Raw genomic sequence first — 17,660 nt, 5'->3', positions numbered from 1 at the left:
TCGGTATCAGGGCGGGGGATCGCCCTTTTCACCGACTCGGTAGCACGTCATATCATATGTTCAAAATTTAGGTACGGAGCAGGACTGCGCCCCAAGTGAGGCCGCCGCCCATTCCTTCGAGCATACAGAGCTCGCCGCGGCCGATCCGGCCATCGCGCCAGGCCCGGTCGAAGGCGAGAGGGATGGAAGCCGCTGAAGTGTTTGCGTGTTCCGCAACGGTCGAGATGACCCGGCTCTCGTCGAGTTTCAGCTTTTTCGCGACGCCCACGAGAATTCGCTGGTTGGCCTGGTGGGGGACGAACCAGTCAATGTCGGGAATCGCCACCCCTGCACCCTCTGCGCATTCGACAATCGCGCCGCTGATTCGGCTGACGGCCTCCTTGAACACCTTCGGGCCATCCATGCGGAGGTAGCCCGTCGTCTGGGTCGAGGAGGGACCGCCATCGACATAGAGGATGTCGGAGAGGCTGCCGTCGCAGCGCATGACCGATGCGAGGACGCCGCGATCATCGGTTTCCTGCGCCTCGAGGACAAAGGCGCCTGCGCCGTCGCCGAAGAGGACGCAGGTGCGGCGGTCTTCCCAGTCGAGAATGCGGGAGAAGGTCTCCGCACCAATCACGAGCGCGCGCTTGTGCTGCCCGGTTTCGAGGAGGCTCGCGGTCAGGGACAGGGCGTAGAGAAAGCCCGAGCAGACGGCCTGCACGTCGAAAGCGGCACCGTTCCGGATACCAAGCTCCCTCTGGATCAGCGCTGCACTGGCGGGGAAGGTGTTGTTGGGTGTCGCCGTTGCGAGGACGATGAGGTCGATGTCGCCCGCGTCGAGGCCCGCATCATCGAGAGCCTTGCGCGCGGCTTCGGTGCCAAGGCTGACGGTGGTCTCGCTTTCATCAGCGATGTAGCGCTGGCGAATACCGGTCCGTTCACGGATCCATTCATCCGACGTGTCGATCTTCTCGGCGAGTTCGTCGTTGCTGACGACGCGGGCGGGGAGGGCGCTGCCGACCCCGAGGAGGACAGCGCGCGTCATTCCGCAGCGGCCGCGATGTCTTCGACGTCGACCGACTTGGCGCGGTCGTTCACGCTGGCCACGGTTTTGGCGATGGCGTCGAGGAAGGGGTGCGCCGCGAGTTCTTCCGTGGTCATCAGGGCCGAGCAGATACCCTCCGCCTCGGCACCGCCATGGCTCTTCACGACGAGCCCGCCAAGGCCAAGGAGCGGCGCTCCGTTCACGGAGGCAGGGTCCATGCGCGTCTTGAGCTTCTTGAGCGACGGCATCATCAATGCCGCCCCGGCCTTGGCCATCAGGTTCGAGGTCAACGCTTCCTTGACCCATGCCCCGACAAGCCGGGCGGTCCCCTCGGCTGTTTTCAGTGCGATGTTGCCGGTGAAGCCATCGGTGACGACGACATCAACCTCACCCGAGGAGATGTCGTTGCCTTCGACGAAGCCGCAGAAGGCCATCTCCGGGTCCGCTTCGCGCAGGATCTTGGCGGCGTTGCGGATCAGCGTATTGCCCTTGAGGTCTTCCTCGCCGACGTTCAGCAGGCCGACGACCGGACGCTCCTTTTCCGTCAGTGCACGGTAGTAAGCCTCGCCCATGATCGCGAACTGGACGAGCTGCTCTGCGGTGACTTCGACATTAGCGCCGACATCGAGCACCACGGCCTTGCCCGAGCGGCTGGGCCAGAGCGCGGAAGCAGCAGGGCGATCGATGCCCTCGATCATGCGCAGCTGGAGGCGCGAGATCGCCATCAGCGCGCCCGTGTTGCCGCAGGAAATGACACCGTCCGCGCGCCCTTCCTTCACTGACGCGACGGCGCCCCACATGGAGCTGTCCTTGCTGCGGCGCAGGGCGCGGGCTGGCTTGTCGTCCATGGCGACGACGCCATCGGCGTGCTGGATCTCGACAGGATGGTCACCGATCGGGTGCTCCGCCAGCGCTTCCTCGATGATGTTTTCGCGACCGACGAGAAGGAGCTTGGCCTGCAGGCCGCGGTTCACCGCGATCTGGGCGCCATGGATCACTTCTTTCGGCCCTTTGTCGCCGCCCATCACGTCGACGGCGAGCGTCAGCGCGGTGCGGTCCATCTGCATTGCCATGTCAGGCCCTTTATCCTCTTGCGCCCGCATTTCCGAACAGGCGCAGCCCCAGTCTTGTTTCGTGTCCGCCTCAGGGCAGGATCGCGTCATCAGCCATCTTGGCCGAGCGCAGCCACCATTCCTTGTCAAAGCCCGGTATCTCGAGATTGGCGATGAACTGCTTGGCGCCTTCCTCCCAGGAGAACTTCATGGCGTGCGCACGGCATGCCTCGGGGTCTCTTTTCTCGAGCGCGGTTTCGATGGCGACCTTGAGGTCTTCATGCATGCAGCCGCAGCCCTCCGGAGCATCGCCAAGGATCTCGAGCGGCCCACGGACGGGATAGGCGGCCACCGGTACGCCGCATGCCAAGGCCTCGACATTGACGAGGCCGAAGGTGTCGGTGCGCGAGGGGAACACGAAGACGTCCGAGCCCGCGAAGTGTTTCACCAGGTCCTCATCGTAATGGGTGCCGGCCCAGTGGACGTTCTTGTCCTTGTACTTGGCCTTGAGCTCTTCTTCCTGGGGGCCATGGCCCACCATCACCTTGGTGCCGGGGAGGTCGAGGTCGAGGAAATCCTCGAGCGACTTTTCGACGGCGAAGCGGCCGACATAGGTCATGATCGGGCGAGGAAGGCCGTCATAGACATTCGTTTCCATCGGCCGGAACTTCTTCGTGTCCACGCCGCGGGCCCAAAGCTTCATGTTCTTGAAGCCCTTGGCTTCGAGTTCCTCCATCAGGCCCGGCGTGGCCACCATCAAGGTCTCCGCGTCATTGTGGAAGTCACGCAGCAGCGCGTAGCCCCAGTCGATCGGAAACCGGATCCGGTCATAGGCGTATTCGGGGAAGCGGGTGTGAAAGCTCGTGGTGAACGGGAATTTCCGCCGCTTGCAGAAGCGCCGCGTGGCACGGCCGATCGGGCCTTCCGTCGCGATGTGGATCGCGTCCGGCTGGAAAGCGTTGATCATCGAGGCGACCTTCCGGTTCGGGAAGAGCGACAGGCGGATTTCCGGGTAGCTCGGCATCGGGACCGAGTGGAAATCCTGCGGGGTGATGTAGAGAACTTCGTTGCCGAAACTCTTGAGGATGTTGCCCAGCGTATCGAGCGTGGTGACAACCCCGTTGAGCTGCGGTTTCCACGCATCGGTGGCGATCACGATCTTCAGGCCGCTCTGGGAATTCGGCATTTCGAATTTCCGCTTCGGCTTGGAGATATTGCGGACCTTGCGGCCGAGGTTCTGGAGGCGTCCGCTCGGGTCGGCGGACGCGGTGCTGGTGGGCTCAGTGCTCATGCTGGCGCATTAAACTGACTGCGGTCCCGTGTCACCACACGGCTGAAGCAGGCCCGGCTGAAAGCCCCGAGGGGGTGAGGTGTTTTGGCCGATTTGTTGTGCACTGCAAAAAAGAGCTTGCACAAAGAAAGGGCCGATGCCATTTTATGGCTGTCGGCCCTTGGTCGACGTGCCCTTCCGGGCGTTTCCTCCCTAAGACTGGTCGCGACTTCGGTCGCGGCCTTTTTTTTTTTGAGCTTTTGTCAGTTTTTGAATCGCCGGGCAAGCGATTTCGAAACCGTAAGGCAACCCCTTGCGATTCTTTAGAGTTTTCTACTCCGCAGCCACGGCGGCGGGAGCATTTAACATCAAAACCCGGTCGATGACGTTCTCGATTCTCGCAGCGAAGGCAGCGAAGTCACGTCCTCGCGCGACACGGCGCTCGTCCATGTACAATGAGCGGTTGATTTCGATTTGGAGGACGCCAACCCGATCGGCCGGGCGCCCGTAGTGCGCCGCAACATAGCCGCCGGCATAGGGCGCGTTGCGCGTCACCGTGAAATCCTCAGCCCTGAAGGCGTCCTCCCAAAGGCTCGCCTGCTCCTCGGTGCAGGAGGCGCCGTGGAGGTCGCCGAGAACAATGTCGGGCAACCTGCCTGACGACCCCGCCGATGACGGCATCGAGTGCCAGTCGACGACCAGCACGCTGGGAAAGCGGCGCCGAGCCTCCTCGATCAACCCTCCAAGGGCCTTGTGATACGGCCGGTAGCAGTGCTTGAGCCGGGACTTTGCCTCGCTTGAAGGAAGGCGGGAGGGGTAGATCTGGCGGCCATCGGCTGCGAGCTTCGGGATGACACCGAAGCCCGCGACGACCCGGTTGCTCCGGCTTTCCGACGCATCATCGAGCGGACCCGAGAAGAGAAGGGGGTCAAGCTCCCGCGGCGAGCGGTTCACATCGACGAAAAGGCGCGGGAAGGAAGCTCCGAGCACCGGCACGAGGTCCTGCGCCATTTGCGGGATCAGCTGGTCGACATAGGCGTCTTCGGAACGGCGGAGCGTTTCGAGGGGAAGCGGCGAGAGACCGAGCAGCTTCCTCGGATAATCGCGGCCGGAATGGGGACAGCAGAAGATGAAAGGCTGTCGCCAGTCGGCCGGGCGGCTGAGGGTATGACCCGGATAGCTGTCCTTGACGATACGAGCGACCATGCTGCCCCGCTGAGCTCTCGCTAGACGTAGCAAGGATTCCTGACGTGAGAACCCAAAAATGTGTCACTTCGATGTCGCGCCCGGAGCGGCGATCTGTGAACACTGTCGGGTGAGGAAAGGTCGTGGCTTCACGCGGGATTAAGGAGGGTCTACGTATCATGCGCGCGTAGACGAGAAGGAAGACAAACGATGGCCGCCATTCTCCTGGCCGAAGACGACGAGTCGATGCGCGCATTTCTGAAGCGCGCGCTGGAGAGAGCCGGCCATGTGGTCGTCGATGCGGGGCAGGGCGATGAAGCGCTGTCGGAACTGCAGCTTCGCGAATTCGACCTCCTGCTGACGGATATCGTCATGCCGGTGATGGACGGCATCGAGCTGGCGCGCCGCGCCGCCGACATCGATCCTGCGATGAAGATCATGTTCATCACAGGCTTCGCCGCCGTCGCGCTCAACCCGGCGAACCGTACCCCGCAGGAAGCGAAAGTGCTCTCGAAGCCCTTCCACCTGCGTGACCTCGTCGACGAGGTGGACCGCCTGATCGCTGCCTGACCTCCTGGTCACTTTTTGCGCCTGCGCGCCTTGTAGACGGCCGGAGGCGTTCTTATCGTATATCGGTAAGAGTAAGGAGGCACTCCATGATCAAATTCGCCCTGCCGCTCGCGGCGCTTTCCGCTGTCGCCTTGTCCGGCTGTGTCATCACAGACGCAGGTGACTGGGACGACGACGGCACGACGCTCTCCGAGCGTACGCGTCTCGCCATCGAAGCCTGCGGCGCGGGCAATGTGGCTGAAGTGACCTCGAAGGGGTTTACGTGCAAAACCTTCTCCGAAGGCGCCGTCAACCGCCCCTAAGCGCTTGCAGCATCGGAGCGCCGACGCTAAGGGCCGGCGCTCTGGTCGCGTAGCTCAGCGGTAGAGCACTCGCTTCACACGCGAGTGGTCACTGGTTCGATCCCAGTCGCGACCACCATTCGCAGCCGGTCCGCGTGAGTGGATCAAGACCTCCGGGCAGGTTTTGAAGGCGAAGAATGCAGCGGTAGCTGCCGACCCAGCTCTCAGCATCGACAATGGTCCGGTCGCGCCGCGGGCGCAGCCTCGAGCTCTCTGATCGAGCAGTCCTGGTGCTGAGGGATTGCTCCGTCAGCATTCACTGTACTGATTAAACCTCCTCGCAGCCGTTCATCGCTGCGCCTGATTTCCTATTGATTCAGATTGATTAGCCTATTCAGCGGCCTGCGACATCCTGTTGACAGGTTTTGCGCGCGCGTTACCGTCGGGCCATAACAACAAAAAAGCCACCAGAATAAACGCCTAGGGAAACGCCACATGATTACCTTCAAATCCGTCTGCCGCATGAGCGGCAGCGCAGCCGCGCTTATGGCCGGCCTTCTCGGCGCCGCATCGGCGCAGCAGCCGAGCAGTGTCGCGCTCGTCGGCAGCCTTCAATCCGAGCTTGGCTGCCCAGGAGACTGGCAGCCTGACTGCCCGGCCACGGAGCTTTTCTTCGACGGATCGGTCTGGATCCGGAGTTTCGACGTCCCGGCGGGGGCCTATGAATTCAAGGTCGCGCTGAACGACAGTTGGGCGGAGAATTACGGTGCAGGCGGAGCGCCGAACGGTGCGAACATCCCGATGTCGCTGGCGACCATGACCACGGTCACCTTCATCTATGACCACGCGACGACGACGATCTCCAGCGATGCGCCGATCCCCGAGCCCGCGGCGGTGACCATCGCCGGCAGCCTGCAGTCGGAGCTTGGCTGCCCCGGTGACTGGCAGGCCGATTGCGCCGCGACGCACCTGACCTTCGATCCTGACGACGGGGTCTGGCAGGAAACCTTCAGCGTCCCGGCGGGTGACTGGGAGTACAAGGCGCCGCTCAATGATTCGTGGGCTGAGAACTACGGTGCGGGAGGGGTCCGGGACGGCGCCAATATCGGCCTGAGCCTCGCCTCCGCGCAGGACGTGAAGTTCTATTTCTCCAATGCGACCAAGTGGGTGACGGATAATGTAAATTCGCGGATCGTCACCGCGGCGGGCAGCTTCCAGTCAGAACTCGGTTGCCCTGGCGAATGGCAGCCATGGTGCCTCCAGTCATGGCTGCAGGACCCCGATGGCGACGGCTTCTTTACCTTCGCGACCCGGAAAATCCCAGCAGGCAACTACGAGGTGAAGGCTGCGGTCAGCGAGGGCTGGTCCGAGAATTACGGCGCAGGTGGCGTGCCCAATGGCGCGAATATCGGCTTCTCTGTGGCCAATGATGGCGACCAGGTGGTGTTCACCTTCAACTCGGCGACCAATGAGCTGGACGTCGGCGGCGATCTTCCGAAGGGAGACCTGTCGACGGCGAGGGCCTACTGGCTGGCCGAGGACGTGATCGCCTGGGACGTTCCGCAAGAGTCGACCGTCCGTATCCATCATGCCGACCAGGGCGGCCTGACAATCACCAAGACGGGGGTGCAGGGCGGCACGGCCATCACGCTGTCGCCGGTGGGAACGGTCAGCGGTGCCGAGGCGCAGAAGTTCCGTCACCTGACAGGCTTGCCGACCTACCAGATCCCCGGTGCCGACCGCGCGATGATCGATGACATCCTGCGGGGCCAACTGGTCCTCAGCGCCACGGATACGGCGGGGGCGCCGATAGACGCCACGGCGATCCAGTTCCCGGGCGTGCTCGATGATCTTTATGCGAATGACGAGGATATGGGCGTCGTCTGGAACGGCGTGACCCCGACGATCAGGCTCTGGGCCCCGACGGCGCACAATGTGAAGCTGCATCTTTTCGACAGCTCCGACCAGAGCCAGGGCCCGAGCCAGGTGCTGCCGATGGTCCGGGACGACGCGACAGGCAACTGGTCCGTGGTCGGCGCACCCGGCTGGAACCGGAAATACTACCTCTTCGAGGTCGAAGTGTTTGTCCGCTCGACGGGGCAGGTCGAGACCAATCTGGTCACCGATCCCTATTCCTTGTCGCTGTCGATGGACAGCCTGCGCTCGCAGATCGTCAACATGGACGACGGATCGCTGAAGCCGAGGAAATGGGACAAGCTGAAGAAGCCCGCCTTCGCCGCACCGGAAGACGCGGTGGTGTACGAACTTCACGTCCGGGATTTCTCGATGAGCGACCCCGAGGTGAAGGGCGTGCGCAAGGGCACCTTCATGGCATTTGACCGTCCGGCGGGCAGGGGACTGCGCCACCTGCGCAACCTCGCGAGATCGGGCCTGACCCATGTCCACCTGCTGCCTGCCTTCGACTGCGCCACGATCCCCGAGGACAAGTCGGCATGGAAGACACCGGGCGACCTGTCGATCTATCCTCCGGACTCGGACCAGCAGCAGGCCGCGATCGCGCAGATCCGCGACGAGGACGGCTTCAATTGGTGCTATGACCCGTTCCACTACACGGTGCCCGAGGGTTCCTATTCGACCGAGCCTGACGGCCCCGCGCGGATCCGCGAGTTCCGGACCATGGTCTCGGGCCTCAACCGCCTCGGCCTGCGCACGGTGATGGACGTCGTCTACAACCACACTTCCGGAAGCGGGCAGGGCGATAAGTCCGTGCTCGACAAGGTGGTTCCGGACTACTACCACCGTCTGAATGCGGATGGTTTCATCGAGACGTCGAGCTGTTGCGCCAACACCGCGACCGAGCACGCGATGATGGAAAAGCTGATGCTCGACAGCCTCGAAGTCTGGGCACGCGACTACAAGGTCGATGGCTTCCGCTTCGATCTCATGGGTCACCACACGAAAGAGAATATCGAAAAGGCGCGTGACCGATTGCAGGCCCTGACGTTGGAAGAAGACGGCGTCGATGGTTCCTCGATCTATCTGTACGGTGAGGGCTGGAACTTTGGAGAGGTCGGAAATGATGCGCGCTTCACCCAGGCGACCCAGCGCAACATGGGTGACAATACGGGCGTTGGCAGCTTCAACGACCGCATCCGCGATGCCGTGCGGGGCGGCGGGCCATTCGACACGGGCATCGACCACGTAAGGCGGCAGGGCTTTGCCAACGGATTGTTCCTCGACCCGAATTTCGTGAATTCGGGCAGCCAGGGCGAGAAGGATGAACTCCTTGCACAGAAGGACTGGATCCGGCTGAGCCTCGCCGGTGCGCTCGAGGATTACACCTTCGAGAACCAGTTCGGCGACGTGGTGCCTGCCTCACAGATCAACTACTTCGGCAATCCGGGTGCGGGGTACACGTCCGACCCGCAGGAGGTCATCAACTACGTCGCTGCCCACGACAACGAAACGCTATACGACATCAACGCCTACAAATTGCCCCGGTCGGCGACACCTCTTGACCGGGTGCGCGCACAGGTCTTTGCCACGGCAATGGTGATGTTCGCGCAGGGCGTGCCGTTCATCCATGCCGGGCAGGAGATCTCACGCTCGAAGTCGATGGACCGGAACAGCTACAACTCCGGGGACTGGTTCAATCATCTGGGCTATGACTACACCGACAATGGCTGGGGCCGCGGGCTTCCTCCGGCCGGTGACAACCAGGCGAATTGGCCCGAGCAGGCGGCGCTGCTGGCCGATCCTTCACTGGCGCTGGACGAGGACCTCATCAAAATGAACGCGGAGATGTTCCGTGAACTCCTGAGGATCCGGAAGTCACATCCGCTATTCCGTATGCAGACGGCAGACGAAGTGAAGCAGAAGCTGCACTTCTACAACACGGGCCCGAACCAGAACCCGGCGCTCATCGTCATGGGGCTCGGCGATGATCCTGCGGCCCCCGAGGTCGTGGTGGTCTTCAACGGTGCGCCGGACGCGCAGACCTTCGCCATGGCCGGCAAATTCGAACTGCACCCGGAGCAGAAAAGTTCGATCGACCGTGTGGTCCGCCGCGCAGAGCATGACGGCCATGGCTTCGAAGTTCCCGGCCGGACGGCTGCGGTCTTCCTGGGCAATCCGTCGAACGGAAAATAAGCCGCCTACGGATTGCCAGACTTCGGCCGGGAGAGCGATCTCCCGGCTTTTTTATGCGTCGGTCGATGCTGGAGCAGCCCATTTGCGTCCGATAGCGCGCGCCCAGAAGGCTGCATTGATGCCGAGCATGGAGAGGGCTGCGGCCCAGAACGCTGATCCGAAAGGCACTTCGCTCGCAGCGCCCAAGGGAGAGAAAACGAGGTAAAGAAGCACGACTGCCGAGGCGAGGGTAAGGGAGGTCTCGCCTGCGAAGCGCCACGGGGTCATGTCGATGATTGCCTCGCGCTCGCGCTGCTTCGCGGCGGAAGGCTTCCAACGGCCGATGGCGAGCATCAGCGCGACTTCGATGGCGAAGAGAACCGCGTACTGATGGATGAAATGGATGTCGAGAATGGTGAAGGGCGCGAAGCGGAGAAGGCCATAGGCGACGAGGTGGAAGCCGATCATCACCTTTGCCGCGAGGGGCGGGACGCGCTTGGTGAAGATCCCGACAATGACAATGGCGATGATTGGGATGTTGTAGAAGCCCGTGAAGACGCGGATCACCTGCCACAGCCCGGCTTCGGCGAAGCTGAGCATGGGGGCGGCGGCGAAGGAGAAGACGGCGATCACCACGCTCGCGATCTTGGCCATGTGGATGAGATCGGCTTCGCTCGGTTCGCGTTTCCTGAGCGGCGCCAAGATGTCGAGGGTGAAGAGCGTGGCAGCGGAGTTGAGGAGCGAATTGAAGGAGCTGAAGACCGCGCCGAGCAGAACGGCGAGGAAGAAACCTGAAAACGCCTTGGGCAAAACGTCGGAGACGAGCCTCGGATAGGCTTCGTCAATGCCCCCCAGAGCCGGACCGTACAGGTGGAAGGCGATGACGCCGGGGATCATCATCATGAAGGGGACCATGACCTTGAAGAAACCTGCGAGAAGGACGCCCTTCTGGCTCTCCTTAAGTGACGCGCCGCCGAGCACGCGCTGGATGACGTATTGGTTCGTGCACCAATAGAAGAGATTGGCGAAGACCATGCCCGTGAAGATGGTGCCGAAGGGTGTGGGATCGGTCTCGCTGCCGATGGCGTTCAGCTTCTCCGGCGCGGCTTGCGTCAAGGTGCGGAGGCCAGAGACGATGTCGCCCTGGCCGAGGGCGAGGAGGCCGAGGACGGGCACGGCGACCCCGACGATGAGAAGGCCCACCCCGTTCAAGGTATCGGAAATGGCTACGGCGCGGAGGCCGCCGAAGATTGCATATATTGCCCCGATGAGGCCGATGACGATGACCGTTAGCACCAGTGCCGGAAACTTCGCGAGGCCCGTGACGGCTTCCACGTCGAAGAGCGCCATCACCGCAAGGGAGCCGGAATAGAGGACCGACGGGATCGTCACCAGGCCGTAACCGATGATGAAGAGGAGCGCGGAGAGCCTGCGCACGTCCTCGTCGAAACGGTCGCTCAGGAACTCGGGGAGGGTCGTGAACGCTCCGCGGAGGTACTTCGGGAGGAAAATGAGCGCCATGGCGATCGACGCGATGGCGGCTGTCACCTCCCACCCCATGCTCGACAGGTTCGCGCCATAGGCCGAGCCGTTCAGGCCGATCATCTGCTCTGCCGAGAGGTTTGTCAGGAGGAGAGAGCCTGCGATGAAGCCTGCCGACAAGCCGTGCCCCGCGAGGAAGTAGCCGTCCTTCGTTGCGACTTCGCCGCGGGTCTTGAGATAGCTGATCCACGCCACGAGCCCCATGAAGAAGGCGGAGGAGAGGGCGGTGAAGACGAGGTCGCCATTGTCCATGACACCCGCCTAGCGGGCTTTGGCAACTGCCGTCACCCGCTGGTGACGTTTGACCGGGTAGGTGCGGGATCCCATAAGGTCGCCATGCAAAAACACGGAGGGAACGATCCGATGCGTTATCTTCTAGCCGGCCTTTCGGCCAGCCTGATCGGTATCGCCCACGCAGCCCCGATTGAAGACATCAGGGTTCCCGGCATTGTCTATGACGCCGATGTGCAGACCCCGGACGAATATCTGGGGCACGGACTTGGCGACAAGCCGGTGCGTCATGACCAACTGGTGGGTTATCTATCCGGGCTGGCGGAAACCTCCGACCGGATCAAGGTCGAGACGATCGGCTACACCCATGAGCGGCGCCCGATCCTCTTCTTCACCGTAACCTCGCCCGAGAACCATGAGCGGCTGGACGAGATCAAGCAGCGGCACCTTGCATCGCTCGAGAGCGGCGAGGAACCGAAGGGCGACCAGCCGTCGATCATCTGGATCAATTATGGCGTCCACGGAGCGGAATCGGCAGGCATGGATGCCTCGATCCCGACGCTTTACCACTTCGCCGCGGCGCAGGGTGATGAGGTCGAGCGGCAGCTTGATGAGAGCGTCATCCTGATCGTTGCGATCCTCAACCCTGACGGCCACTCACGCCGCGCGGACCATGTGGAGACCTTTTCCAGCGTCGTGCCGGTGACGGACCCCGCCCATGCGCAGCACCAGCTCTGGGTCGAGGCGCGGACGAACCACTACTGGTTCGACCTCAACCGCCAGTGGCTGCTGCTGACCCAGCCGGAAGCGAAAGCCTGGACGACGAAATGGCAGGAATGGAAGCCGCAGGTTTCCGGTGACTTCCACGAGATGGGCTCTCAGTCCACGTTCTATTTCCACCCAGGTGAGCCAAAGCGGAAAAACCCGCTGATCCCTGATGAAGCGCGGGATCTGACGAAGAACATCGCCGACCGGCACCGGGAGTTCCTCGACAGCGAGGCACGGCTCTATTTCACCGAGCAGGGTTTCGACAATTTCTACATCGGCAAGGGCTCGACCTATCCGCAGGCCAATGGCGGGCTGGGTATCCTGTTCGAGGTCGGCGCGGCGCGCGGCGGCGCGATCGAAAGCCCGTCAGGAGAGCGTTCCTATGCGGACAATATCAGGACACACTTCCGCACGACCCTGACAACGATCCAGGGAACGCTGGACCAGCAGGAGGAGATCGCCGCCTACCAACGCAACTTCTTCCAGAGCGCGCTAAAAGAGGCCGAGGACGACCAGACCAAAGCCTATGTCTTCACGACCAATGGCGACCGGACCCGGCGGACGCGGTTCCTTGAGCTCCTGAAGAGTCACGACATCAAGGTGCACCGCCTCGCCGAGGACATCGAGATCGGCGGCAAGACCTATGCCGCTGCATTGAGCTTCGTCGTTCCGATGGACCAGATGCAGTATCGGATGGTGCGCGGTGTCTTCGACCGGGTGACCGATTTCGAGGAAAACATCTTTTATGACGTCAGCGGATGGACGCTGCCGCTCGCTTATGACGTGGACTACGCTCCGCTCAAGTCTCGCGTGGCGCGGGGGGAAGATGCTGGCCGGTTCAATCCCGACCTACTGGGCGCGGAAGTGACCGAGATCGAGAAGCCGACGGCGTCGCGGCCCTCCGAGGCGAGCTATGGTTATGTCTTCGAGTGGACGGACAGGAATGCCGCGAAGGCGCTTTATCGCCTGCTTTCGGAGGACGTGCTGGTGCGCGTGGCGCTGGAGCCGTTCGAGGTGCGGGGCGAAGAGGGCCTCATGAATTTCGAGGCCGGCGCTGTCTTCGTGCCGATGGCGCGGCAGGAGGTCAGTAAGCGAACCATCCACCGCATGATGCAGGCGATCGCGCAGGACGAGGGCGTTGAGATCCACGCCGTTACCTCCGGTGCCGGTGACGTGGCCACGGCTTCGCTCGGCGGCGGCAGCTTCCGCCCGGTGGAAGAGCCAAGCGTTCTTCTCCTGTTCGATGACGGCCTGTCGCGCTATGATGCCGGCGAGGTCTGGCACCTGCTCGATTTCGAGATGCGGATGCCTGTCACTCTTCGGCGCAAGGATCAGCTGGGCGGTCTTGACTGGTCACGTTACACGCATCTCGTCATGGTCGGCGGCGGCAATGTCGCGCTGAGCGACGCGGCGACCGAGCGCGTGAAGCAATGGGTGCGCGAAGAGGGCGGCACGGTCGTGGCGCTGCGCCAGTCGGCGCACTGGGCGCAGGACACCTTCCTCGACGCCGGAAAACGGGAGAAGCCCGCCGACGAACAGGACGCAGACCATCAGAAAAAGCTGCGCTTCAATTATGCGGAGATGGACGTTCGCGATGCGGAGCATGTCATCGGCGGCGCGATCGTTGCAACTGATCTCGACACGACGCATCCGCTGGGCTTCGGCTATGGCGACCGGATGCTTCCCGCGCTACGGAACACCACGGCTGTGCTCGACTGGCCGAAGGGCAATCCTTACGCGGTGGTTTCGGCCTATCCGAAGGAGGACGTGCTGCTTTCGGGCTATGTCTCGGAGAAGCGACGCGGCGAGCTGGCCGATACCCCTGCGGTGATTGCCCAGCCGCTCGGGCGGGGGAACATTGTGCTTATCGCGGATAACCCGGTCTTCCGGGGGACGTTCCTCGGGACGAACAAGCTGTTCCTCAACGCGATCTTCTTCGCCGACCTGATGGATGCTCCTTCCGGTGATTACGCGGTGGAGGAGTAGGCTCTGCCGCATTGGCGTTCCGGGGTCGCTCTTCAAGTGCCCCGGAATGGCAGGTTGCTACCTCAAGCCTCGGGGCAAGCCTTCCCAGCACTTGGCATAGTCCGTGTCCCGCTTGAGTTTGCTGCCGGAAAAGGCCGTCGGTTGCTGGACGAGGCGGGTTTCGAACATGAAGGCCATGGTGCCTTCGAGCTTTTGCGGGCTGAGGTCGTGGTTGGTCGCGGCCTTGTGGGCCTCGGCATCGGGACCGTGGGGGAGGCCCGCATTGTGAAGGGACATGCCGCCAGGGACGAAGCCGCCTGGCTTTGCATCGTACACGCCGTAAACGAGGCCCATGAATTCGCTCATCACATTAATGTGGTACCAAGGCGGACGGAAGGTTTCCTCCATGACGAGCCAGCGATCCGGGAAAATGACAAAGTCGCAGTTCGCGGTGCCCGGTATCTCTGACGGGCTCGTCAGCACCGTGAAGATCGACGGGTCGGGGTGATCGAAACTGATCGAGCCGATCGTGTTGAAGCGGCGCAGGTCGTATTTGTAAGGCGCAAGATTGCCGTGCCATGCGACGACATCGAGCGGCGAGTGATCGAGCTCCGTGCGGTAGATCTTGCCTGACCACTTGGCGACAAGCTCGAATGTGCGTCCGCTGTCAATGTCTTCATAGGCGGCCGCGGGGTAGAGGAAGTCACGGGGGCTGGCGAGGCTGTTCGCGCCGATCGGGCCGCGCTCTGGCAGGGTGAGGGCCTGGCCATAATTCTCAAGGATGTAGCCGCGGATTTCGCCGTCGTGCTCGACACGGAACTTGACGTTGCGCGGCACACAGATGACCTCGCCAGCCGATGCCGAGAGGACGCCAAGCTCTGTCACGACACGGATGGACCCCATTTCCGGCAGGAGCAGCATTTCGCCGTCCATGTTGACGAAGATGCGGTCCGTCATCGGCTGGTTCGCGGTGAAGACGTGGGAGGCGATGCCTGTCCCCTCAGCCGCGCTGCCGCAGGTGGTGATGGTGTGGAGGCCGTCCACGAAGTCGTGGGCTTCGGACGGCATGTCGACCGGTGACCAGCGGAGCTGGGCTGCGGGAAGGCCGCTCTCCTCGGGATTGGGGGCCGTGCGGAGTTCCTTCGCGATGCCGGGAGCGGGCTCGAGATCCTTGATGTGAAGGACTGACGGCCTGATGCGGTAGAGCCAGGAGCGCCGGTTGTGGGCCAATGGCGCGGTGAACGCGGTGCCGGAAAGCTGCTCCGCGTAGAGACCGAAAGGCGGCTTCTGGGGCGAGTTTCGGCCGATGGGCAGAGCGCCATCCACGGCTTCCGTGGCGTGGTGGCTGCCGAAACCGACGCTGTAGGAGCCTCCCGCGTCCGAAATCAGGCCGCCTTTGAGAAGGGTTTCCTCGGTCATCGCTTCGTCCTCCGCCATTAGTTTCAGATGAAACTATCTTGCTGCCCTGCCGGAGGCAAGCATCGATGGCGGCAAGTGTGGCCCCGCGCGGCGAGGCGCGCTATGGCCCCGGACAACAAATGACACCCAAGGGAGAAACTGATGGATATCAAAGGCAAGGGCGCAATCATCACCGGTGGTGCATCGGGCCTTGGCGGCGCGACGACGCGGCTTCTGGCAGAAGCAGGCGCGAAAGTCCTGATCCTCGATCGCGACGAGAAGAAGGGCAACGCGCTGGCCGAGGAACTGGGTTCCGACGTTCACTTCGCCATGGTCGATGTCACCGACGAGAAATCCGTCGAGGGCGCGGTCGAGAAGGCGATGAACGAGCTTGGCGGCGTCCATGTCGCTGCGAACTTCGCCGGCATTGCTTGGGCCCAGAAGGTCATCGGCAAGCACGGTCCCCATTCGCTCGAAGCGTTCCAGCAGGTCATCAATGTCAACCTGGTCGGCACCTTCAACGTGATCCGGTTCGCAGCGGCAGCGATGGTGAAGAACGATCCCGATGCTGATGGCCAGCGCGGCGTCATCATCAACACCGCATCCATCGCTGCCTTTGAAGGCCAGATGGGGCAGGCGGCCTATTCTGCGTCCAAGGGCGGCATTGTCGGCATGACCCTGCCAATTGCTCGCGACCTCGCCCGCGAGGGCATCCGCTGCAACACCATCGCGCCGGGTCTCATCAAGACCCCGCTGTTCGAGGGCCTGCCGGAAGAGGCCGTGGCATCGCTGAGCGAACAGCCGCTCTTCCCCAAACGTCTCGGCGACCCTGCCGAAATCGCGCACACGGCGAAGTTCATCATCGAGAACAACTATGTGAACGGCGAGACCATCCGCGTTGATGGCGGCATCCGGATGCAGCCGCGCTAAAATTCTGGCGAGGACGGGGAGACGATCATGACGCTGACATTCTATGACTGCTCGACGGCTCCCAGCCCTCGCCGGGCGAAGATCGCGCTTCTGGAGAAGGGGCTGGATTTCGATACCATCGAGATCGACCTGCGTTCGGGAGAGCAGATGGGCGAGGCTTTCCGTGCCATCAACCCTCAGTGCACGGTGCCTGCGCTGAAGCTCGACGATGGAACTGTCCTGACCGACAACCACGGCATCCTTGCCTGGCTCGAGGCTGCCCATCCGGAACCGCCGCTGCTCGGTACGACGCCGATCGAGAAGGCGGATGTGATGAGCTGGGTGACCCGGTGCGAGTTCGAAGGCCTTCTTGCCGTCGCCGAGGTGGTGCGGAACTTCGCGCCGCAGATGAAGGGCCGCGCCCTGACAGGCCCGGTGGATTTCGACCAGATTCCGGCGCTGGTCGAGCGCGGGATCAAGCGGATTGCCGCTTTCTGGGACGTGCTCGAAGAGCGTCTTGATGACAGGGAATATGTCGCGGGCGACCATTTCTCGGCCGCGGATATCACGGCGCTCGTGGCTGTCGATTTCTCGAAGGTCGCACGTCAACGTCCGGGTGAGGACAAGACCAACATCTGGCGCTGGCGGGAGGCAATGAATGCGCGGGAGAGCGTCGCAGCGACGAATTTCGCCTAGCCGGTGGTCTTTGCACCAAGCATTCTGAGGATATAGGGGATGGCCTGGTCGAGCGTTCCGCCGTCCGGTGCCTCCTCAAGCTCCGCCACGCAGAGCGGATGGAAGAACCGTAGGCCGATGATGTGCACCACCTGGGCCGCGTCGTCGATGTCCGGGATATCGAACTCTCCGCGTTCGACACCATAGGCGATGATGTCCCGAGCCGTGGCAAGCAGACCGACCCGGTAGTCGATAACCTCCTGCCATCGCTCCTCGATCGCTGCAGCAACCATGTCGTGAACCCGCGCGCGTTCCGTGAACGTCTCATAGGTCAGCCTGTTCACGGTACGGAAGAACTCTTCCAGCCTTTCAGCGGCGCTTTCCTTCTTCCACGCCTCCGTGCGGGCAGCGTGCAGCTTGCCCTGTAGCTTGCGCTCCGCGATGGCGCGGTTGATCTGGCCTTTGGTGCCAAGGACCCGATGCACATTGGCGGGACTGAAGCCGCAGGCGCGAGCAATGTCCGCAACCGTGGTCTTGTCATAGCCAATGTCCGTGAACAGCCGATCCGCGTTGTCGAGGATCAGGTTCCGGGTTTCTTCCTCCGTCAGGTTCAGTCGCGGCAATGGGGCACTCCTTACGGCGGCGGTGCTTACAGCAGATTCTGACGAATAACTAGTGACAAAAACCAATATTCGTCA

13 protein-coding genes and 1 tRNA gene are annotated in these 17,660 nt (G+C 62.5%); 7 read left to right on the top strand and 7 right to left on the bottom strand.

The features are described from left to right. Positions 1-67: 67 nt before the first annotated feature. The 4 genes from IE053_RS08505 to IE053_RS08490 form a co-directional block, all read right to left on the bottom strand. Entirely contained in the window at positions 68-1,027 is a 960-nt protein-coding gene (locus tag IE053_RS08505) for a beta-ketoacyl-ACP synthase III (RefSeq protein WP_189574938.1), read from the bottom strand. Continuing rightward, complete coding sequence (plsX, locus tag IE053_RS08500) at positions 1,024-2,100, bottom strand: phosphate acyltransferase PlsX (protein ID WP_189574936.1); 1,077 nt, start codon at positions 2,098-2,100, stop codon at positions 1,024-1,026. The genes IE053_RS08505 and plsX overlap by 4 nt, the downstream gene beginning before the upstream one ends. A 70-nt stretch (positions 2,101-2,170) precedes the next feature. Continuing rightward, positions 2,171-3,370: a glycosyltransferase family 4 protein gene (locus IE053_RS08495; RefSeq protein WP_229786150.1), complete on the bottom strand. Its 1,200-nt coding sequence runs from the start codon at positions 3,368-3,370 to the stop codon at positions 2,171-2,173. A 312-nt stretch (positions 3,371-3,682) separates the two neighbouring features. After that, on the bottom strand, positions 3,683-4,555 hold the full coding sequence (locus IE053_RS08490; RefSeq protein WP_189574934.1) for an N-formylglutamate amidohydrolase: 873 nt from the start codon (positions 4,553-4,555) through the stop codon (positions 3,683-3,685). Positions 4,556-4,744: 189 nt separating this feature from the next. On the opposite strand from IE053_RS08490, the gene cpdR reads away from it, so the two are divergent. The 4 genes from cpdR (at position 4,745) to pulA (ending at position 9,495) form a co-directional block, all read left to right on the top strand. After that, positions 4,745-5,104, top strand: a complete 360-nt coding sequence (gene cpdR / locus IE053_RS08485) for a cell cycle two-component system response regulator CpdR (RefSeq protein WP_189574932.1) — start codon at positions 4,745-4,747, stop codon at positions 5,102-5,104. Between the two features lie 86 nt (positions 5,105-5,190). Continuing rightward, positions 5,191-5,406 (top strand): hypothetical protein, encoded by a 216-nt coding sequence (locus IE053_RS08480; RefSeq protein ID WP_189574930.1) that lies wholly within the window; start codon positions 5,191-5,193, stop codon positions 5,404-5,406. Positions 5,407-5,449: 43 nt separating this feature from the next. Next, positions 5,450-5,524: transfer RNA gene (locus tag IE053_RS08475), tRNA-Val, on the top strand. A 356-nt stretch (positions 5,525-5,880) separates the two neighbouring features. Then, positions 5,881-9,495: a pullulanase-type alpha-1,6-glucosidase gene (pulA, locus tag IE053_RS08470; protein WP_189574928.1), complete on the top strand. Its 3,615-nt coding sequence runs from the start codon at positions 5,881-5,883 to the stop codon at positions 9,493-9,495. Between the two features lie 51 nt (positions 9,496-9,546). Here pulA and IE053_RS08465 read toward each other — a convergent pair whose 3' ends face one another. Further along, positions 9,547-11,268 carry a solute:sodium symporter family transporter gene (locus IE053_RS08465; RefSeq protein WP_189574926.1) on the bottom strand — a complete coding sequence of 574 codons (1,722 nt, stop codon included), beginning with the start codon at positions 11,266-11,268 and terminating at the stop codon, positions 9,547-9,549. Between the two features lie 111 nt (positions 11,269-11,379). On the opposite strand from IE053_RS08465, the gene IE053_RS08460 reads away from it, so the two are divergent. Further along, a complete protein-coding gene (locus IE053_RS08460; RefSeq protein ID WP_229786149.1) occupies positions 11,380-14,001 on the top strand; it encodes a M14 family zinc carboxypeptidase in 2,622 nt (873 codons plus the stop codon). Positions 14,002-14,058: 57 nt separating this feature from the next. Here IE053_RS08460 and hmgA read toward each other — a convergent pair whose 3' ends face one another. After that, complete coding sequence (hmgA, locus tag IE053_RS08455) at positions 14,059-15,399, bottom strand: homogentisate 1,2-dioxygenase (protein WP_189574923.1); 1,341 nt, start codon at positions 15,397-15,399, stop codon at positions 14,059-14,061. A gap of 141 nt (positions 15,400-15,540) precedes the next feature. On the opposite strand from hmgA, the gene IE053_RS08450 reads away from it, so the two are divergent. Further along, complete coding sequence (locus tag IE053_RS08450; protein WP_189574921.1) at positions 15,541-16,308, top strand: 3-hydroxyacyl-CoA dehydrogenase; 768 nt, start codon at positions 15,541-15,543, stop codon at positions 16,306-16,308. 27 nt (positions 16,309-16,335) lie between these two features. Further along, entirely contained in the window at positions 16,336-16,983 is a 648-nt protein-coding gene (locus tag IE053_RS08445) for a glutathione S-transferase family protein (RefSeq protein WP_189574919.1), read from the top strand. Here IE053_RS08445 and IE053_RS08440 read toward each other — a convergent pair. Further along, a complete protein-coding gene (locus IE053_RS08440; RefSeq protein WP_189574917.1) occupies positions 16,980-17,585 on the bottom strand; it encodes a TetR/AcrR family transcriptional regulator in 606 nt (201 codons plus the stop codon). The two genes, IE053_RS08445 and IE053_RS08440, sit on opposite strands and share 4 nt — an antisense overlap. Positions 17,586-17,660: the final 75 nt, after the last annotated feature.

It is taken from the genome of Parvularcula lutaonensis, assembly GCF_014651915.1.
GTDB lineage: Bacteria > Pseudomonadota > Alphaproteobacteria > Caulobacterales > Parvularculaceae > Parvularcula > Parvularcula lutaonensis.
This window is presented reverse-complemented; position numbering and strand designations above follow the sequence as displayed.

Bases quoted from the DNA above. Each gene is read 5' to 3' on its own strand.
- IE053_RS08505 (WP_189574938.1), bottom strand. From the start codon at position 1,027: ATGACGCGCGCTGTCCTCCTCGGGGTCGGCAGCGCCCTCCCCGCCCGC.
- plsX (WP_189574936.1), bottom strand. From the start codon at position 2,100: ATGGCAATGCAGATGGACCGCACCGCGCTGACGCTCGCCGTCGACGTG.
- IE053_RS08495 (WP_229786150.1), bottom strand. From the start codon at position 3,370: ATGAGCACTGAGCCCACCAGCACCGCGTCCGCCGACCCGAGCGGACGC.
- IE053_RS08490 (WP_189574934.1), bottom strand. From the start codon at position 4,555: ATGGTCGCTCGTATCGTCAAGGACAGCTATCCGGGTCATACCCTCAGC.
- cpdR (WP_189574932.1), top strand. From the start codon at position 4,745: ATGGCCGCCATTCTCCTGGCCGAAGACGACGAGTCGATGCGCGCATTT.
- IE053_RS08480 (WP_189574930.1), top strand. From the start codon at position 5,191: ATGATCAAATTCGCCCTGCCGCTCGCGGCGCTTTCCGCTGTCGCCTTG.
- pulA (WP_189574928.1), top strand. From the start codon at position 5,881: ATGATTACCTTCAAATCCGTCTGCCGCATGAGCGGCAGCGCAGCCGCG.
- IE053_RS08465 (WP_189574926.1), bottom strand. From the start codon at position 11,268: ATGGACAATGGCGACCTCGTCTTCACCGCCCTCTCCTCCGCCTTCTTC.
- IE053_RS08460 (WP_229786149.1), top strand. From the start codon at position 11,380: ATGCGTTATCTTCTAGCCGGCCTTTCGGCCAGCCTGATCGGTATCGCC.
- hmgA (WP_189574923.1), bottom strand. From the start codon at position 15,399: ATGACCGAGGAAACCCTTCTCAAAGGCGGCCTGATTTCGGACGCGGGA.
- IE053_RS08450 (WP_189574921.1), top strand. From the start codon at position 15,541: ATGGATATCAAAGGCAAGGGCGCAATCATCACCGGTGGTGCATCGGGC.
- IE053_RS08445 (WP_189574919.1), top strand. From the start codon at position 16,336: ATGACGCTGACATTCTATGACTGCTCGACGGCTCCCAGCCCTCGCCGG.